The organism is Pseudomonas saliphila (assembly GCF_008638345.1).
Taxonomy (GTDB): Bacteria; Pseudomonadota; Gammaproteobacteria; order Pseudomonadales; family Pseudomonadaceae; genus Halopseudomonas; species Halopseudomonas saliphila.
Genome location: NZ_VTVA01000020.1, coordinates 48,882 through 66,554, shown reverse-complemented (window position 1 = coordinate 66,554; position 17,673 = coordinate 48,882). Strand labels below are relative to the sequence as shown.

The following is a 17,673-nucleotide window of genomic DNA, read 5'->3' as shown; positions in this document are numbered from 1 at the left end:
CCTGCCGGGCGCACCATAAAAAAGGGGAGCACAAGGCTCCCCTTCAATCACCCAAGTGAAGCTACAGCTTAGCGAACACCCGAGGAGCGCAAGGCTGCCGGGGTGAACTCACGGTACGAGGGGGTGAAACCGAAGTTGGGAGCAGCGCTCTCTTCGTTATACATACCCAGTGCGATGTAACGGCCTGCAAGCAGGTCATACAACGTTTCAATACCGTAACCTGGCAACTGCTCGTTGTAGGAAGTGGACACATGGCCCTCACCTACGCGCCACAAGGTGCCACGGCTGTCGTAATGGTCTGCCAGTGTCAACAGCCAGGAGTCTTCATCAAAGAAGAAGTTACGCTTGGCATAGATATGGCGCTGACCCTGCTTGACGGTACCTTCGACTTCCCACACACGGTGCAGCTCGAAACGAGTGTGCTCCGGGTTGATGTGGCCAGTCTGAAGAATATCGTCGTACTTGATACGCGGATCCGAGATCTTGTAGGCGTTGTAAGGAACGTAGACTTCCTTTTTGCCAACCAGCTTCCAGTCATACCGGTCAGGCGCGCCACTGAACATCGAGAAGTTGTCAGTAGTACGCATGCCGTCGGAGGCGGTACCCGGACCGTCATAGGCAACCTGCGGTGCACGACGAACACGACGCTGTCCAGCGTTGTAAACCCACGCCATGCGCGGCTCTTTTACCTGATCCAGGGTGTCGTGAACCAGCAACACGTTACCGGCCAGACGCGACGGAGCGTTAACCCGCTGCTTGAAATACACCAACGTGTTGGCGGCTTTATCCAGATCCACATCAGGCATGTATTGCGGGTAAGCAACGTCTTCCTGGAACTTGATCAGGGTGTACGAACCGTTGGTTTGTGGCATCGCCTGAGCGTATTCACGCTGCAGGTTTTTGCGGTAGCGGGTCAGGTAGTTCCAGACCACGTCGGCACCGACCTTCGGAATCGGGAAGGCAAAGCTACCGTGGGTGAAGTTTTCGATTCCGTCACCATTGTTGACCAGGCGTGCCTTACCAGCGTTTTCCTTGACCTGATCGTATACTTCTTGCGGATAACCGACGCTACGATGAGTCTGATAGACCGGCATCCGGTACGTATCAGGATAACGTTCGAACATTGCGATCTGACCAGGGGTCAGTTTCTCGCGGTGCTCCTGATAGTTCTGCGCGGTAATAACGAACTCGGCCTGCTCGTTTTCGTAGGGGTTTTCCCAGAAGTTACGCTCAAGTTTCTTGCCGGCGTTGGTTGGCAGACCACCGGTCCACTCAGGGATAGTACCGGAGGCGTTACCAGCCTTCTCGGCGCCGACCGGAGTCAGCTGATTGCCCAGTTGATTGATTTCTGCCTGAGTTACGGCCAGAACACTGGTCGCCAACAGGCTGAGGGCCAGACCACCAGCACCTATAAGAGTTGTTGCTATACGCATATTATTATCTCTCCTGATCCGTTACTTAGAAGCTTACGCCGAAGCTGACAGCTGCGAAGTCGCGGTCGACCAAGGTATTGTATTTGCCATCAAAGAAGTTGGTGTAGCTCAGGCTGGCGTTGTACTTGTTCGCGTAGTCTGCGTTCAAGCCAATGCTGACCGACTTGGCGCCTTCATTGAAGTTAGGACCATAGCCTTCAACGTCGTGCGAGAAAGCCATGTTCGGGCTGAGGTTAATACCGGCGATTACGTTGCTGTAATCCAGGGAAGCGCGCATGCGGTAGCCCCAGGAGAAGTCGGTAAAGAAGCCGTCGTTTTCACACCAGCTGGCTGCGTGCGGAGATTCGCCAGCAGCGCCTGAGTTCGACGAGCACGTGCCATCCTCAAACGGACTCTGACCATAGAGCGAATCACGACCAAATTTAGTCTCGCCATTACCAGCACCGATGCCACTAATGTAGTTAGCCCCAACTTCACCAATCAAAGCTAGACGGCTTGCACCCATTACACGGTCAACGAAGTGAACCGCACTCATCGTGGCTTGCCAGAACTCTTTGCGCTCATAGCCTTGGATATAGTCGCCCGGGTTCAGGTTGGTCAAACCGCGATGCGTGTTGTCCTGCCCACCCACGCCAGTTACGCCCATAGGATGCGACACACCAGCGCCCATCAGCGCCGTACGGCTCATATCACTCGTGTTGATCTGAATCGGCATATTGGGACGATAGCTCAACTCACCGGCAACAGAGATACCGCCGATATCAGTACCGAAACTAACACCATACAAACGGATATCTTCAGGGTGCTCGAAGAAATACCCCGCGCCACCCAAGCCTCCGTCATAGCCCGCTACAGGCTGCAAAAGACCCGGCGTTGCAAAAGGATCAAATGGAGGCAACGTCACCCCTGGTGCAACTGGGAGACCAGTTGGAGCTATGGCTAGAGTACCGGCTACTCGTCCAGCTTCGTTGGAGTAGAATGGGTTTCGACTATGGTAGTTCATAGCATAGAAGCCGAACTCAGTATCGTTCAGCGCTGGCGCGAACCAACGGAATGCCACCCCAAACTGGCCGTCGTCCGACGCTTCCTTATCCTTTTGGCTACGTGCGATATAAGTTAAGGGGCCGACACTGCCCGGCGGCAAATCTGCACCGTTGTATATCAGACGATCAGTACAACCGCGCGCAGCCACATCTGTGGTAGAGAAGAACGTTCCGCAGTTGTCCGCAATAGTGCCGTGCCACTTCAGCTGATAAAACGCCTCCATGCTCAGGTTATCTGTTAAGCCCTGAGACAAATAAAGCATTTCAACCGGAAGCAAGCCTTCCTTCAGCTCAGCGCCTGGACGACGAAATGCGGAAGCATCCACTGGGTTGATAGAGTTGATGCCGTTCTGAATGAACAGGCCTTCACCCCAGCTTACGACCTGACGACCAAGGCGAACGTTGCCCGGGTTATTGCCAATGGAGTAGTTGTGGTAAACGAAGGCGTCCAGGAGCTGAACACCTGCACCTTTTTGCAGGGGGTGACGACCGGAGTCTTCGATATCATAGAAACGCTGGCTGCCGTCTTTGGTTTCAAAGTCGTACCAGTAGTTACCACGCACAAACGCGCCGGAATCACCGTAACGCAGTTCAAGGTCGTGGGAGCCTTTGAAGATTTTGGAGAAAACGTCGCCTTTCTTATAGTTCAGACGACCATCATCCGAAGTACGCGCAGCTGCTCCGCCTTGACCAAAATCCGTATTAGCCGGGTCGCCGAAGTAAAGGCGGTCATTTCGTCCGGCCGTCGATACGCTAGCACCGATCGACATCTGCGAGTCAAACTGCGCATCGACTGGACCGACATTAAAGCTGACTGCGTTGGCAGAACCTGAGAAACTGGCGAGACCGATGGCCAGCGGCAGGGCCGCTAGGGGCCATGCTTTGATTTTTTTTGTCATTGTGCTGCTCCGTTTGGGTGACATGAACCTGTGTATCCTTTGACACGTTCAGGACAGTGGCAGTCTGTCATGAGCCCGACGGAAAAGACTTGCCCTCAAAGGCCAATTTAGTTGACCGTGGCGGCCATTCACAGAATGAATTCGTCTCATCAGCGTAAGATTGAGACTTGCGCTCCAGGGAAGGACTGGATTAAGTACACAAGGACCAGCAGCAGAATCACCCATATGGGGTATATCGAAATATGGCCCGGGTCTGAATTGAAAAAGCTGCCTGGGACGGGCATTTCCTGACCGATGAGTTCTGCACTGTCGGGAAAGCGCCAGCTATAATAGCTTTTTGGCACCACAGGTGTTTCTTGCCAAAAAGCGGTGATTTGACCACCAAACGCGGCGGCGATAGGCTGAGCCGATGATACAGAAATGATTTCTGTTTTGATGACGACAAGGATGACAGATGCCGGAAGTGCTAATGACCTATAACGCTCGGGTGCGCGAACGCCCGTTGTGGGCGTCAGTGATAGCTCAAGCCTTGCAGCAATATGGCGTGTCACTGCAGCAGAGCAGCCCAGCTCACACGCTCCTGGAGGAAAACCTCAATGCATCCAGACTCATGGAGCAGGACGCCTGTTCACTTATATGGGACGAAGCGACTCGCCTGACAGAGGATGATCTATTCGGCATGCGCTTGTACCGCATGTTCTGCCCCACCTCCTTCAATGCCATCGCGTTGGTCGCGCAGGCGAGCCCGACTATTGGCACAGCGCTTCAGAATATTGCGCGTTTCTTACCCGTAGTCAGTACGCAGGTGGTCATCGAGTTATGCCACAGCGAAGAACACGTCGAAATCGTGCTGCACCCTTTGGGTACGCCCCATATGCAGCATATTGAAAGCCTGATGGGCTTTCTGGCTCGGCTGTTCAGAATGCTGGACCTTAATAATGAGGAGCTGGTGCGCTCAATCCAGCTCGGACGCATGCCAAGTGAATTGGCCGATTGCGCCAGGCTGCTCGATTGTTCCGAGATCACAGTGGGCGAGGGTTATCGGTTCAAACTGGCCAAGCATCTGTTTATCAGTCCTCTGGCAAGCGCGGATGCCTTCCTGCTGTCTCGCTTTACCGACGCGATGCAGGACCTGCTGGCAAACCTGCCGAGCGATGATCTGGTTGAACAGGTGAAGCGGCGAATTCAGCAATTATTAGGCTCCGGCGATGTGTCGGCCGAACGCATAGCCGCGCCGATGAATATCAGCTCTCGGCACCTGCGGCGCAAGCTGAGTCAGGAAGGTACATCCTATGAGCAGCTGGTGGATGAAGTGCGGCGGGACGCGGCGGTGCGGATGATTACCGGCGGGGAGTTGTCGCTGACCAGCATCGCCTATGAACTGGGCTTTTTAGATCCCAGCAGTTTCACCCGAGCGTTCAGACGCTGGACGGACATGAGCCCAACCGCCTTCCGACGTCAGGTCGTCGCACCGGAGTGAGGCTCTTGCCGCCGGGGGTTTAAACCTGGGGANAGGTCGTCGCACCGGAGTGAGGCTCTTGCCGCCGGGGGTTTAAACCTGGGGATGTAGCGCGCCTGCGCTACGCCAGAGTTGTGCGAGAACACTAGATCCGGAAAGCTAACCCCGTCGGCGAGCAGGCGCTCACCAACCCCAGGAAACCCGCGTTACGCGGTACCACCTGGGGGTGTAGCGCGCCTGCGCTACGCCAAAGCTTTGCAAGAACACTAAATCCGGAAAGCTAACCCCGTCGGCGAGCAGGCGCTCACCAACCCCAGGGAAAACCGCGTTACGCGATACCACCTGCACTACGCCAGGTCTCGTCGCCTCACTCGGCTCTTTTGACAAACAACAGCGTCATGCGATCGCTTTCGCCGATTGCCATGTAATGCGCTCGGTCTTCGTAGCCAAGCCGGAAGGTTGGCGGCAAGGTCCAGACGCCTTCGGGATAATCCTTGGTGTCCTGCGGATTCTGATTGACTGGACTGCGCGAAGCCAGCTCGAAGCCAGCCGCGGTGGCGAGCTCAATAACCAGCGCCTCGCTCACGTAGCCGGTCTTGATCATATCTTCAAGCGAAGTGTCCGGCCGCGCGCTGTGCTCCACCAATCCGAGGTAGCCGCCCGGCTTCAACACTTCATACATCTTGTTGAAGACGATCTGGGCTTCTTCCTTACCGGCCGCTAACCAGTTGTGCACATTGCGGAAGGTCAGCACCCGATCGGCTATGCCGGCTTCGGCAATGGGGTTCTCCGGGTCGTAGTCCAATACTGCGAGCTCGACCTTGTCGAACTTCCCGCGGCCTTGCTGCATTTTCTTTTCGAACTCTGCGCGGCTTTTCTGGAAGAATTCGACAGAACTGTCCGGATCGAAGTGTGCAGCAATGTACCGACCTTCATCGTGCAGCATGGGTGCGAGGATTTCGGTGTACCAGCCCTCCCCCGGCCAGATTTCCACAACGGTGTGATCAGGCATCACGGAGAAAAACCCCAGCGTTGCTTCGGGGTTGCGGTGGGCATCACGCATGACGTTTGAGATCTGCCGCGTCGGATTGCCTACTGCCTGGCGGAGAGCGTCACGCTGCTCAAAGGTCAATTCTGGCGGCGGCGGGGCCATTGCCTTTTCCTGGGCAAATGCCAGACCAGAGACGAGTATCGCCGCAGCAGCTATTATCATTTTCGACATTGGATGCATTCCAATTGGGTGCGTGTCAGGGAGGGTTATAGCCTAACAGGTAGGCGACGACGATTCCTATCCCGGCCCGGTTGTCGTGGGGTGCCGGGCGTTGGCGTGTGATTGAGCAGACAGGGAATCGGGGATTTGGTTCGGGGTTTGGGCGCAATCCAAATCAGCTGGCCTGGCGGCCAGCGGTTCGGCGTCCCGATCGACACTCCTACGAGCTGTGCAAATCGGCAGGGCACCGGGGGTTTGGAAGCTCTACTCTCTCGAATAAATGAATGCTCTCGTTATCAAAGCTGCTTATGCAGCTCCATTCCATCTATAGCACATAGTTCACGCCCGGTTTAACTGACTATAAGGTCACTCCACACGCCGTCTGGTACAGCGACCTCTTAGACTACTGCTAGCAAGGATCAATCATGTTCGAACTCAGCCCCCGCGTTAAGGATCTCAAGCAACAGCTCGAAGCCTTCATGGACGAGCACATCTATCCCAACGAAGACCTGTTCTACCAGCAGGTCCAGGAAAACCGCTGGGGCGCGCCGGCCATTCAGGAGGAGCTCAAAGCCAAAGCCAAGAGCCAGGGCCTGTGGAACCTGTTCTTGCCTGAGAGCGAGCGCGGCGCGGGCCTGACCAATGAAGAATACGGTCACCTGTGCGAAATCATGGGCCGCTCTTCGATTGCCCCTGAGGTCTTCAACTGCAACGCGCCCGATACCGGCAACATGGAAACCATCGAGCGTTACGGTAATGAAGAACAAAAGGAAAAGTGGCTGAAGCCGCTACTAGCCGGCGAGATCCGTTCGTGCTTCTCGATGACCGAGCCGGATGTCGCCTCCTCCGACGCGACCAACATTGAGTGTGAAATCCGCCGCGAAGGCGACGAGTATGTGATCAACGGCACCAAGTGGTGGTCGTCCGGAGCCATGGCCGAGAAGTGCAAGATCGCCATCGTCATGGGCAAGACCGATTTCAATGCGCCGAAGCATCTGCAGCAGAGCATGATCCTGGTACCGCTGGACACCCCCGGCGTGACCATCGTGCGCGATCTGCACGTATTCGGTTATGACCACGCTCCACACGGCCACGCCGAAATCCGTTACGAGAACGTTCGCGTGCCGGTTTCCAATATTCTGCTGGGTGAAGGTCGCGGTTTCGAAATTGCTCAGGGTCGCCTTGGGCCAGGCCGTATCCACCACTGCATGCGCAGCATCGGTGTCGCCGAGCGCGCGCTGGAAGCCATGTGCCGCCGCGCCAATGAGCGTGTTGCCTTCGGCAAGCCGCTGGCTCAGCACGGCAGCACCGCTGAAAACATCGCTCGCTCGCGTTGCGAAATCGACCAGGCTCGCCTGCTGACCCTGATGGCCGCGCGCACCATGGACCAGTTCGGCAACAAGGTGGCCCGTCAGCAGATCGCGATGATCAAAGCTATTGCGCCATCCATGGCCTGCAACGTGATTGACCGCGCCATTCAGATCTTTGGTGCCAAGGGCGTTTGCCAGGATACCTTCCTTGCTTCTGCCTATGCCAAGGCTCGCACACTGCGCCTGGCCGACGGCCCGGACGAAGTTCACCTGGGCACCATTGCCAAGCTGGAACTCAAGCGCTACCAGTAAGCGTTATTACTGAGCTGCACCGGTTGAGTATCCACCGGTGCAGCCACTCTTACTGATGCACAGAATTATCGAGGAACAATCATGAGCAAACTGTTCGACTTGACCGGTAAAGTCGCGGTCATCACCGGTTCAACCAAGGGCATCGGCCGCGCGATTGCCGAGGAATATGCCAAGGCCGGCGCCAAAGTCGTTATCTCCAGCCGCAAGGCGGATGCCTGCGACAAGGTTGCCAACGAACTGAAGGCGCAAGGCTTTGACGCGCTGCCGATCCCCTGTCACGTAGGTGACAAGGCCCAGCTGCAGAATCTGGTGGATACCACCATTGCGACCTGGGGCAAGATCGACATCCTGGTCTGCAATGCGGCGACCAACCCCGTCTATGGTCCTACCTCGCAAGTCAGCGACGAAGCCTTCGACAAGATCATGGGTACCAACGTCAAGGGTACGTTCTGGCTGTGCAACATGGTTATCCCACAGATGGTCGAGCTGGGTGGCGGTTCAATCGTGCTGCTGTCGAGCATCGCCGGCATCCGTGCCAGCGCCAATATCGGCGTCTACGGTATGTCCAAGGCGGCCGAAGCGGGGCTGGCGCGCAATCTGTCGCTGGAATGGGGTCCGAAGAACATTCGCGTCAACTCCATTGCGCCCGGCCTGATCCGCACCGATTTCGCCCAGGCATTGCTGGACGATCCGGACCGCCTCAAGCGTGTCGAAGAGAAACTCCCGCTGCGCCGCGTTGGCGAGCCCATCGATATCGCTGGTGTTGCGCTGTTCCTGGGATCGGCGGCTGGCGCCTATGTTACCGGCCAGACGATTGTGGCTGACGGTGGCGACACTATTACCTGATCCATCGCATATAGCACACTACATGCCAGGCCCGACCTGGCATGGTACGTTTAGGCCTGTTCACTTCTCACGCCAGCTTGGCGAATGAAGTGACCTTATAACTGAAAATATTACAGGACCGGCTAGATGAGTGAAGCAACCCTGATCGACGTGTTACCGGCGCATCGCCTGGACGAAGCAAAACTCGCTGCATATCTGCAAGGACGCCTGCCCGGCGTGGAGCATGGCATCAAGCTTCAGCAATTTCAGGGTGGCCAGTCCAACCCGACTTATTTGATGGAAATCGGCGAGAAACGCTACGTTTTGCGCAAGAAGCCGCCGGGTAAGCTGTTGCCCTCCGCTCACATGGTCGAGCGCGAGTTTCAGGTGATCAGTGCCCTGGGCCAGACCGATGTGCCGGTCCCTGCTGCCCGCCTGCTCTGCGAAGATCCCGAGGTTATTGGCACCGCGTTCTACGTCATGGACCATGTGGACGGCCGAGTTTACTCGCAGCCGCTGCTGCAGGATGTCGCCATCGAGCAGCGCATGCCGATCCACAGGTCGATGATCCAGACCATGGCTCAGCTGCACAACGTAGATTGGAAAGCGGTGGGGCTGGAAACATACGGCAAGGCTGAAGGTTATGTCCCGCGGCAGATCAAGCGCTGGAGTGGCCAGTTTGAAGCCAGCCGTACCGGTGATATGCCGTCCATGGATGCATTGATGGCCTGGCTGCCTGAGAACGCGCCCAAGGATGACCTCACCACCATCGCCCATGGCGACTTCCGCATGGGTAATCTGATTCTGCACCCGACCGAGCCGAAGGTCGTGGCGATTCTGGATTGGGAGCTGGCGACGCTGGGTCATCCGCTGTCCGATCTGGCCTACTGCTGTCTCCCCTATCACCAGCCCGCCAGCGCCGAAGGCATGCGTGGGATGCAGGGGCTGGACCTCAAGGCGCGCAACATTCCCGAAGAGCAGCAGGTGCTGGACTGGTACTGCGAGTTCACTGGCCGCACCGAAGTGCCGGACTGGAATTTTTTCCTGGCCTTCTCGCTGTTCCGTTTGGCTGCCATCGTCCAGGGCGTGTATCACCGCGCGCTGCAAGGTAACGCAAGCAACGCCGATGCGCTGGAGGTCGGCAAACGCGCCGGGCTACTGGCCGATATTGGCTGGGAAATCGCTCAGCGCAAGTAAACCGGCCTGCTTGGGGGCGTAGCGCGCCTGCGCTACGCCAGATGTCGATTAGAACAATGAGCGAACACAGCCATGAGCAAACCAATCAAGCGCGTCCTGCTGACCAACGATGACGGTTGGCGCGGACCCGGCATGTCCATCATGGAAGAAATCGCCAGAGAAATTGCCGAAGAAGTGTGGATCATCGCCCCGGATCTGGACCAGAGCGGCGTGTCCATGTCGATCACTCTGCATTCGCCGCTGCGCGTGCACCACATGGGCGAAAATCGCCTGAGCATCAGCGGCACCCCCAGTGACTGCGTGCTACTGGCGGTGGGCGAGCTGATGCCCGAGATGCCCGACCTGGTGTTATCCGGCGTGAATGCCGGCGCCAATATCAGTGATTCGGTGGCCTATTCCGGCACCATTGGCGGCGCGATGACTGCGACACTGATGGGCATCCCGTCTATTGCCCTGTCGCAGGCTTACCACAAGGGCAGTGACATTCACTGGGACACCGCACGCAAGTTCGGCCCCGGCATCGTGCGTGCGCTTCTGGAGAAGGGCTGGCCGACCGATTGCGCCATGAATATCAACTTCCCTGCCTGCACGCCCGAACAGGTCACCGGTGTCGCCACCTGCCGTGCGCGCGCGGGCAGCATCGGCGGAATCAATATCGAATGTCGGCGCGATACCCGCGATGTGCCCTATTTCTGGCTCGGCTTTCAGCGCCAGACCGAGCGCATCACCGGCCTGGATACTGATGTCGGTGCGCTGCGTGCCGGGCGTATCGCCATTTCGCCGCTGCGTTTCGAGCGGGATATCGCCAGCTGGCAGATTGATAACGATGCCGTCGCCCGAGGCCTCGGGATCGAGCCGCAGGCGGAACGCGACCTCGGCGTCGATCCGAGCATCGACCACTGAAGCGTTATCCCCCTTCTGAAAGCTTGCCCTGACTACAGGAGTCAACAATGCAACGTTACAACAACAAGATTGCCCTGATCACCGGCGCCGGTAGCGGTATCGGCCGCGCCACCGCCAAGCGTCTGGCCAGCGAGGGCGCACGCCTGATGCTTGTGGACCGCAATGCTGAAGGATTGCAGCAGACCCTCGCTGAGCTGCCCGAAGGCGCCGAAGCGCTGACCAAAGAAGTCGATGTAGCGGTCGAGGCAGAAGTGGAACAGTGCGTAGCCGATACCCTCGCCCACTTCGGCAGGATCGACGTGCTGTGCAATAACGCGGGGATCGCTGGTGGGGATTACAGCACTGCGCCCGATCAGAACCTGGAAACCTGGCAGAAAATTATCGGTGTGAACCTGTACGGCGTGATGTTGTTCACCAAGTACGTCAGCCGGCAGATGGTGGAACAGGGTGGCGGCGCCATCGTCAACACTGCCTCGGTGGCCGGCATTCGTTCTGGCGCGGGTGGGAATGCCTACAGCGCGTCCAAGGCCGGCGTAATCAACTTCACCATGACGACTGCCTGTGATCTGGGCGGCTCGAATATTCGCGTCAATGCGGTGTGTCCCGGCCTGGTGGAAACCGGCATGACCAAACCGGTGTTCGATTACGCCCGTGCCAATGACAAAGAAGCCAAACTCGGCGCCCGGTGCGAATTGCGCCGCTATGGGCGGCCTGAAGAGATTGCCTCGGTTATCGCATTCTTGGCGAGCGACGATGCCGGCTATATGACGGGTCAGGCCTTGGCGGTGGATGGTGGGAATACTGCGTCGCTGAATTTGCCGGGGATGAAGGTTTGATTGTTGCCGATTAGCTGGTAGTTATTCTCTTGGGTTGGAGTTACCGGAAATCTGGCGTAGCGCAGGCGCACTACGCCCCCAGGATGGCGTCGGCTGAGCGTGTTATTCCACCTGGGACCTCGGTAGCAGATCGGGGTGGGTTTTCCTGGGGTTGGCGTGCGGCTCGGGCCGCGATCGGACGCGCCGACGGGGTTGGTGGCCGCTATGGGTCGCGTTTGGACTGACTAGCTTGGCGTATCAGCCTGGCGTAGCGCAGGCGCGCTACACCCCCAGGGGGGCGCATAAGAGAATGTGCGTTGGCGCCTTCCCGACCAGACACCTTGAATTGCCCACTATTAGGGTCGAATATCAATTCAGCACTCCAATTCAGGATCTGGTCATGGTTACTCGCCCTTTATCCATTCAATACACCACCGGTCGCTGTCAGTTCGGCAGTTTGCTCTACGGCGTTTGCGAGAGCGGCATATGCGCGATTCTGTTAGGGGATGATGCGCAAACGCTCGTGGAAGATCTGCGGCGGCGTTTCCCCGCCAGCGATATCGAACAGCAGGATGCCGCTCTGGAATCAGAACTGGCCGTCCTTCTGGCTTACGTTGATAACCCAGGGCTGACACCCCCCGCTTTGCCGCGTCCTCTGGCGCCGTTCGGCACCCGTTTCCAGCAGCAGGTATGGGAAGTACTCAGCGAAGTCGGCGCGGGTCAGACCATTACCTACAGCGAACTGGCAATGCGTTGCGGGCGGCCAGCCGCAAAACGGGCCGTGGCCGGTGCCTGCGCCGCAAACCCGCTGGCGATCGTGGTGCCCTGTCACCGTGTGCTACGCAGTGACGGCGGTATCTCCGGCTATCGCTGGGGCGTCGAACGTAAGCGCAGCCTTATCGATCTTGAGAAACGCCTCGCCGCTGAGATCTGACATGGCTAGTACGCTTGATCTGTTCGAACCTGATCCCGAGCCGCCACAACCCCTGGCCGAGGGTGCCTGGCTCCTGCGCGGCTTCGCGACCGCCGATGCGCAACAGTTGCTGAGCGACCTGCAACAGATTGCCGCCAGAGCGCCCTTTCGCCATCAGGTGACGCCCGGCGGCTACAGCATGTCGGCAGCCATGACCAGCTGCGGCGAGCTGGGCTGGGTAACCGACCGATATGGCTACCGTTACAGCCCGACCGATCCCCTGGATGACCAACCCTGGCCCGCCCTGCCCGATTCCTTCAAGCAGCTAGCAATCAATGCCGCCAGCGTCGCTGGCTACCCGGCCTTTGCGCCGCAGAGCTGTCTCATCAACAGGTATGAAACCGGCGCGCGCATGGCGCTGCACCAGGACAAGGACGAACAGGATCTATCCGCGCCCATCGTCTCGGTGTCCCTTGGCGCGCCAATCAGCTTTTTGTTTGGCGGATCGACCCGTTCACACCAGCCGGTTCGCTGGAAGATTGAACATGGGGATGTGCTGGTCTGGGGCGGTCCCAGCCGTTTGTTCTTTCATGGCGTGGCGCCGCTCGGAAAACGTGCCGACCATCCGTTGACTGGCTCAGTGCGCTATAACCTGACGTTCAGGAAGGTGCGGTGACGCAAGGGAAGGCAAACTGGGCAGACGGACTGCGCGGACACGTCAGAAAATGCCGGCGCTGCGAAAACCTGTGCAGCGCCGGCAGGTCATTCAACCGTTAGAAACACTCTCCCGGCATATCCAGCGTGGTGCGGTCTGCGCTGCGTAATACCTCTGCCAGTGCCAACGTCTTGGGCAACTCATAACGCAGGAAGTATTCACAGGTGTTCAACTTGCCCTGATAGAACGCCTGTGGCCGCGCCCCGCCCTGCTTGAGGCCACGCAGTGCCGCCTGGGCCTGGCGCAACCACATCCAGCCCACCACCACATGACCGAAAGCCTCCAGGTACAAATAAGCATTGGCCAGCGCGCGCTCCGGATCATCCTTGCGCAGCGCCCGTAATACAGTGGTGATCTCTTCCAGAGTAGTCAGCGCGTCGCCGAGCAAGGCGCAGGAGGACTGCAATTCGGCTTCCGCCTGGCATTCACTGATGGTGGTGCGCATGCGCGAGACCAGTGCCTGATAGTACAGGCCGTCCTGCATGTTGACCTTGCGGCCAAGCAGATCCTGCCCCTGAATGCCGTGGGCGCCTTCATGAATCGGGTTCAGACGGTTGTCGCGGTAGAACTGCTCTACCGGATACTCGCGTGTGTAGCCGTAGCCACCGTGGACTTGAATCGCCAGGCTGTTGGCTTCCAGGCAGAACTGCGAAGGCCAGGATTTGACGATGGGCGTGAGCAGATCCAACAGGCCTTCGGCCTCTTCGCGCTTGGCTGGGTCCTCGGCATGCTTCTTCTCATCGACCAGCGTCGAGGCAAACAGACACAGCGACAGACCGCCTTCCACAAATGCCTTCTGTGCCAGCAACATGCGGCGCACATCGGCGTGCTCGATCAGCGGAATCATCGGACTTTCAGGATTACGCTCCTTGAGCGGGCGACCCTGACGGCGTTCGCGGGCGTATTCCAGTGCATGCAAATAGCCCGTGTAGCCCAGCATGACCGAGCCCAGGCCAACACCGATGCGCGCCTCGTTCATCATATGGAACATCTGCGCCAAACCCTGATGCGGCTCTCCGACCAGATAGCCGACTGCCCCGCCCTGCTCGCCGAAGTTGAGCATGGTCGAGGTCGTACCGCGATAGCCCATTTTGTGAATCAGGCCAGCCAGGTGCACATCGTTGCGCTCGCCGAGACTGCCGTCTTCATTGACCAGGATCTTGGGTACGATAAACAGCGAGATGCCCTTCACGCCGGGCGGCGCGTCCGGCAGCTTGGCCAGCACAAGGTGAACGATGTTCTCGCTCAGCTCATGGTCGCCGGCGGAGATGAAGATCTTGTTGCCGCTGATGCGATAACTGCCGTCGTCGGCGGGCACGGCGCGCGTCTTGATGTCCGCCAGTGACGAGCCGGCCTGCGGCTCGGTCAGGCACATGGTGCCGAAGAAGCGGCCTTCCATCATAGGCTCGGCAAAGCGCTTTTTATATTCCTCGCTGCCGTGGGCCATGATCAGGTTGCCGGCTGCAATCGTCAGACCTGCATAGGCCTGTGTGCTGACGTTAGCGCCCTTGATCAAGCCAATGCAGATCTGTGCGACCGCTGCCGGCAACTGCATACCGCCGCGCTCGTAATCCTGAGAGGCAGCCATCAACCCGGTCTCACGCAGTACTGCCAGGGCTTCAGCGACCTCGGGGCGAATGACCACCTTGCCATTCTCGAAGCGTGGCTCATCCGCATCGCATATATGGTTATGCGGGGCGAAGGTTTCAGCACCGACTTTCAATGCCAGCTCAATGGCGGCATCGAAGGTGTCACGGCTGTGGTCGGTATAACGGGGGAACTGGGTCAGACGTTCGATATCCAGCAGCTCGTAGAGCAAAAAGGACAGGTCGTCGGTATTGATAATCTTCTGGGACATGAATGAATCCTCGAGGTGTTCAACCGCACGCGGCTGGCTTCACAGCCCCACAAGACAAAACCCGAGCACAGGCCCGGGTTTCGCTTGTAGCGTGCCGCTGCCTTTAAATAACTTCGAACAGACCAGCTGCGCCCTGACCGCCACCGATACACATGGTGACTACGACGAACTTGGCGCCACGACGCTTGCCTTCAATCAGCGCATGACCGGTCAGACGCGAACCTGTCACGCCGTAGGGGTGACCGATGGCGATGGAGCCGCCGTTAACGTTGAGGTTTTCCATCGGGATGCCCAGCTTGTCGCGGCAGTAGACGACCTGCGAAGCAAAGGCTTCGTTCAGTTCCCACAGGCCGATGTCGTCCATGGTCAGACCATTGCGCTTGAGCAGCTGAGGAATGGCATAGACAGGGCCAATGCCCATTTCGTCAGGCTCGCAACCGGCAACGCTGAAGCCGCGGAAAATACCCATGGGCTCGATGTTCTGCTGCTCGGCGACCGTGCCGTTCATAACCACGCAGACTGAAGCGCCGTCAGACAGCTGGCTGGCGTTACCGGCGGTGACGAAGTGCTCAGGCCCACGTACGGGCTGCAGACCGGCAAGGCCTTCCAGCGTGGTGCCCGGACGGTTGCACTCGTCCTTGGTCAGGTTGACTTGCTGCTCGCTGACTTCACCGGTTTCCTTGTCCTTGACCAGCATAGTGGTCTGATAAGGAACGATCTCGTCATCGAACTTGCCGCTTTCCTGGCCGGCCGCAGTACGCTGCTGGCTGAGCAGAGCGTACTCGTCCTGGGATTCGCGGCTGACGTTGTAGCGTGCAGAAACGATGTCGGCGGTTTCGATCATAGACATGTACAGCTCAGGCTTATTCTGCTTGATCCACTCGTTAACGCCACGGTACATGTTGATCTTGTCGTTCTGGCACAGGCTGATCGACTCAACGCCACCGGCGACGATCGCAGGGATCTTCTCGCTGACGACACGCTGGGCAGCAATGGCGATCGACTGCAGACCGGAGCTGCAGAAACGGTTGATCGACATACCAGCAGTGGTAACCGGCAGGCCGCCACGGATAGCCGCCAGACGGGCCATGTTCTTGCCCTGCGCGCCTTCGTGGAAAGTCGCACCGAGGATAACGTCTTCAATAATGGAAGGATCGATACCGGCGCGCTTGACTGCGTGCTCGATGACGTAACCGGCCATGTCGACACTGTGCGTGTTGTTCAAGGCACCGCGGTAGGATTTGCCCAGTGCGGTACGGGCCGTAGATACGATAACTGCGTCAGTCATGGTGTAACTCCTGTTTAGATAATGTAAGCCGGGCGTACTGACCCCGGCAGGGAACAGACCCTAGTCGAATCAGACCGGCTGCCCCTGTCTCTCGCCCCAGCGGGCCAGTGTTTCCCGGGCTTCACGGTAGGGTTTCAACCCCATCCAGAGCAGCGCAACCGAGCCCAGGGTAATAACCGTTGCGACAATGAAGATCGAATAACGGACCGCCGCGTCATCGTTGAAAACAAAATCAGTAAACATGGCGACGGCGGTCGGGCCAATACCCAGGCCAATCAGGGTAATGGTGAACAGATAAATGGCGGAGGCCTGGCCACGCATCGCGTTGGGCATGACCTCTTGAATGGCTGCGGGCGCAACGCCAAACGGCATGGCCACGGTAAAGACGTTGAAGAACATCAGGAACCAGACCAGGTTCAGGTCACCGACCAGGTAAACCACGTTGAACGGAATCGTCAGGACCGCTGCCAGCAGGCCGACACGCATGTTCGAATCAGTGTAGCCGCGGCGCGCCAGGTAATCAGCCAGGCGACCGCCGAAGACGATACCCAGAGAACCCGCGACCATCACAATGGTGCCGTAATAGAGACCTACTTCGCCCGCTGTCAGACCATGGTTGCGGATGAAGAAGGTCGGAATCCAGGCGGAGGCGCCGTAGGAGGCGAAGGACAGGCAGGCAAAGCCGATGTTATGGCAGAGCACCGCTTTACGGATGCTCAGCAGATAGGCACCGACCTCTTTCAGCGGAACAGCCACGCCAGCGCCGATGCCCTTGCGGGTAGGTTCCTTGATTGCAAACAGCACAAAACAGAAGGCCACCCCCACCCCACCCAACATCAGGAAGATAAGCTGCCAGGGCCGCACCAGACCGATGATCGGCAGGATCACATCCCCCTGAGCGTTGGCGAAGGTGATCACCATGCCGCCAAGCAGGAACGCCATACCCGCGCCCAGATAAATGCCCATGGAGTAAACGCTGATGGCGGTCGCGCGCTTCTCAGGTGGGAAGCTGTCAGCCATCAGCGAATACGCCGCCGGCGATAGCGCCGCCTCACCGGCACCAACGCCAATACGGCACAGAATAAAGTGCCAGTACTGCTGCGCCAGCCCGCAGGCGGCAGTCATCAGACTCCACACCAGCACGCCAGCACCGATCAAGCCGCGACGGCTCTTGCTATCGGCAACGCGACCCAGCGGGATGCCGGCAATGGTATAGAAGATGGCAAATGACAAGCCCATCAACAGGCTCATCTGGGTGTCGCTGATTGCCAGATCGCGGCGAATGGGTTCAACCAGCAGGTTCAGGATCTGCCTGTCGACGAAGGACAGCACATATGCCAACAAGAGGATGGAGACGGTAAACCAGGCACGGCCACTTGAAGGATACAAACTATTATTATGAGGCACTTCGCGCTCCCGCACAGGGTGGAAAAAGACCAATCGAGAGACTATCAGGTTCGCAGTGCGGAAGTCGATTCCGAAATAATTGCATT

General features: G+C 58.1%; 14 protein-coding genes. 8 read left to right on the top strand and 6 right to left on the bottom strand.

Features of this window, described 5'->3' with window-relative positions:
• Positions 1-68 precede the first annotated feature (68 nt).
• The gene (locus FHK95_RS17595; protein WP_150305946.1) at positions 69-1,433 is read right to left on the bottom strand and encodes a DUF1329 domain-containing protein; all 1,365 of its coding nucleotides are present in this window, start codon (positions 1,431-1,433) and stop codon (positions 69-71) included.
• Positions 1,434-1,458: 25 nt separating this feature from the next.
• The gene (locus tag FHK95_RS17590) at positions 1,459-3,375 is read right to left on the bottom strand and encodes a DUF1302 domain-containing protein (protein WP_150305945.1); all 1,917 of its coding nucleotides are present in this window, start codon (positions 3,373-3,375) and stop codon (positions 1,459-1,461) included.
• A 454-nt stretch (positions 3,376-3,829) separates the two neighbouring features.
• On the opposite strand from FHK95_RS17590, the gene FHK95_RS17585 reads away from it, so the two are divergent.
• Positions 3,830-4,855, top strand: a complete 1,026-nt coding sequence (locus FHK95_RS17585; RefSeq protein ID WP_150305944.1) for an AraC family transcriptional regulator — start codon at positions 3,830-3,832, stop codon at positions 4,853-4,855.
• Between the two features lie 346 nt (positions 4,856-5,201).
• On the opposite strand, the gene FHK95_RS17580 is transcribed toward FHK95_RS17585, so the two are convergent.
• Positions 5,202-6,056 (bottom strand): class I SAM-dependent methyltransferase, encoded by an 855-nt coding sequence (locus FHK95_RS17580; protein WP_206668614.1) that lies wholly within the window; start codon positions 6,054-6,056, stop codon positions 5,202-5,204.
• Positions 6,057-6,469: 413 nt separating this feature from the next.
• Here FHK95_RS17580 and FHK95_RS17575 point away from each other — a divergent pair, with 413 nt between their 5' ends.
• From FHK95_RS17575 to alkB, 7 genes are all read left to right on the top strand, one after another.
• Entirely contained in the window at positions 6,470-7,666 is a 1,197-nt protein-coding gene (locus FHK95_RS17575; protein ID WP_150305942.1) for an acyl-CoA dehydrogenase family protein, read from the top strand.
• Positions 7,667-7,744: 78 nt separating this feature from the next.
• Positions 7,745-8,512 (top strand): SDR family NAD(P)-dependent oxidoreductase, encoded by a 768-nt coding sequence (locus tag FHK95_RS17570; protein ID WP_150305941.1) that lies wholly within the window; start codon positions 7,745-7,747, stop codon positions 8,510-8,512.
• 126 nt (positions 8,513-8,638) lie between these two features.
• Positions 8,639-9,688, top strand: coding sequence for a phosphotransferase (locus FHK95_RS17565; protein ID WP_150305940.1), 1,050 nt, complete (start codon positions 8,639-8,641; stop codon positions 9,686-9,688).
• Positions 9,689-9,760: 72 nt separating this feature from the next.
• Positions 9,761-10,591 carry a 5'/3'-nucleotidase SurE gene (gene surE, locus FHK95_RS17560; protein WP_150305939.1) on the top strand — a complete coding sequence of 277 codons (831 nt, stop codon included), beginning with the start codon at positions 9,761-9,763 and terminating at the stop codon, positions 10,589-10,591.
• A 47-nt stretch (positions 10,592-10,638) separates the two neighbouring features.
• Positions 10,639-11,427 carry an SDR family NAD(P)-dependent oxidoreductase gene (locus tag FHK95_RS17555; protein WP_150305938.1) on the top strand — a complete coding sequence of 263 codons (789 nt, stop codon included), beginning with the start codon at positions 10,639-10,641 and terminating at the stop codon, positions 11,425-11,427.
• 379 nt (positions 11,428-11,806) lie between these two features.
• Positions 11,807-12,340, top strand: a complete 534-nt coding sequence (locus tag FHK95_RS17550) for a methylated-DNA--[protein]-cysteine S-methyltransferase (RefSeq protein ID WP_178114838.1) — start codon at positions 11,807-11,809, stop codon at positions 12,338-12,340.
• Between the two features lies 1 nt (position 12,341).
• Positions 12,342-12,995 (top strand): DNA oxidative demethylase AlkB, encoded by a 654-nt coding sequence (gene alkB / locus FHK95_RS17545; RefSeq protein ID WP_150305936.1) that lies wholly within the window; start codon positions 12,342-12,344, stop codon positions 12,993-12,995.
• A gap of 97 nt (positions 12,996-13,092) precedes the next feature.
• On the opposite strand, the gene FHK95_RS17540 is transcribed toward alkB, so the two are convergent.
• From FHK95_RS17540 to FHK95_RS17530, 3 genes are all read right to left on the bottom strand, one after another.
• On the bottom strand, positions 13,093-14,892 hold the full coding sequence (locus FHK95_RS17540) for an acyl-CoA dehydrogenase (RefSeq protein ID WP_150305935.1): 1,800 nt from the start codon (positions 14,890-14,892) through the stop codon (positions 13,093-13,095).
• A 103-nt stretch (positions 14,893-14,995) separates the two neighbouring features.
• Entirely contained in the window at positions 14,996-16,180 is a 1,185-nt protein-coding gene (locus FHK95_RS17535; protein WP_150305934.1) for an acetyl-CoA C-acyltransferase, read from the bottom strand.
• Between the two features lie 69 nt (positions 16,181-16,249).
• Positions 16,250-17,587, bottom strand: a complete 1,338-nt coding sequence (locus tag FHK95_RS17530; RefSeq protein ID WP_150305933.1) for a spinster family MFS transporter — start codon at positions 17,585-17,587, stop codon at positions 16,250-16,252.
• Between the last annotated feature and the right edge of the window lie 86 nt (positions 17,588-17,673).

Coding starts and splice junctions, on each gene's coding strand:
- FHK95_RS17575 (WP_150305942.1), top strand. CDS start 6,470: ATGTTCGAACTCAGCCCCCGCGTTAAGGATCTCAAGCAACAGCTCGAA.
- FHK95_RS17590 (WP_150305945.1), bottom strand. CDS start 3,375: ATGACAAAAAAAATCAAAGCATGGCCCCTAGCGGCCCTGCCGCTGGCC.
- FHK95_RS17555 (WP_150305938.1), top strand. CDS start 10,639: ATGCAACGTTACAACAACAAGATTGCCCTGATCACCGGCGCCGGTAGC.
- FHK95_RS17550 (WP_178114838.1), top strand. CDS start 11,807: ATGGTTACTCGCCCTTTATCCATTCAATACACCACCGGTCGCTGTCAG.
- FHK95_RS17580 (WP_206668614.1), bottom strand. CDS start 6,056: ATGTCGAAAATGATAATAGCTGCTGCGGCGATACTCGTCTCTGGTCTG.
- FHK95_RS17595 (WP_150305946.1), bottom strand. CDS start 1,433: ATGCGTATAGCAACAACTCTTATAGGTGCTGGTGGTCTGGCCCTCAGC.
- FHK95_RS17565 (WP_150305940.1), top strand. CDS start 8,639: ATGAGTGAAGCAACCCTGATCGACGTGTTACCGGCGCATCGCCTGGAC.
- FHK95_RS17585 (WP_150305944.1), top strand. CDS start 3,830: ATGCCGGAAGTGCTAATGACCTATAACGCTCGGGTGCGCGAACGCCCG.
- surE (WP_150305939.1), top strand. CDS start 9,761: ATGAGCAAACCAATCAAGCGCGTCCTGCTGACCAACGATGACGGTTGG.
- FHK95_RS17535 (WP_150305934.1), bottom strand. CDS start 16,180: ATGACTGACGCAGTTATCGTATCTACGGCCCGTACCGCACTGGGCAAA.
- alkB (WP_150305936.1), top strand. CDS start 12,342: ATGGCTAGTACGCTTGATCTGTTCGAACCTGATCCCGAGCCGCCACAA.
- FHK95_RS17540 (WP_150305935.1), bottom strand. CDS start 14,892: ATGTCCCAGAAGATTATCAATACCGACGACCTGTCCTTTTTGCTCTAC.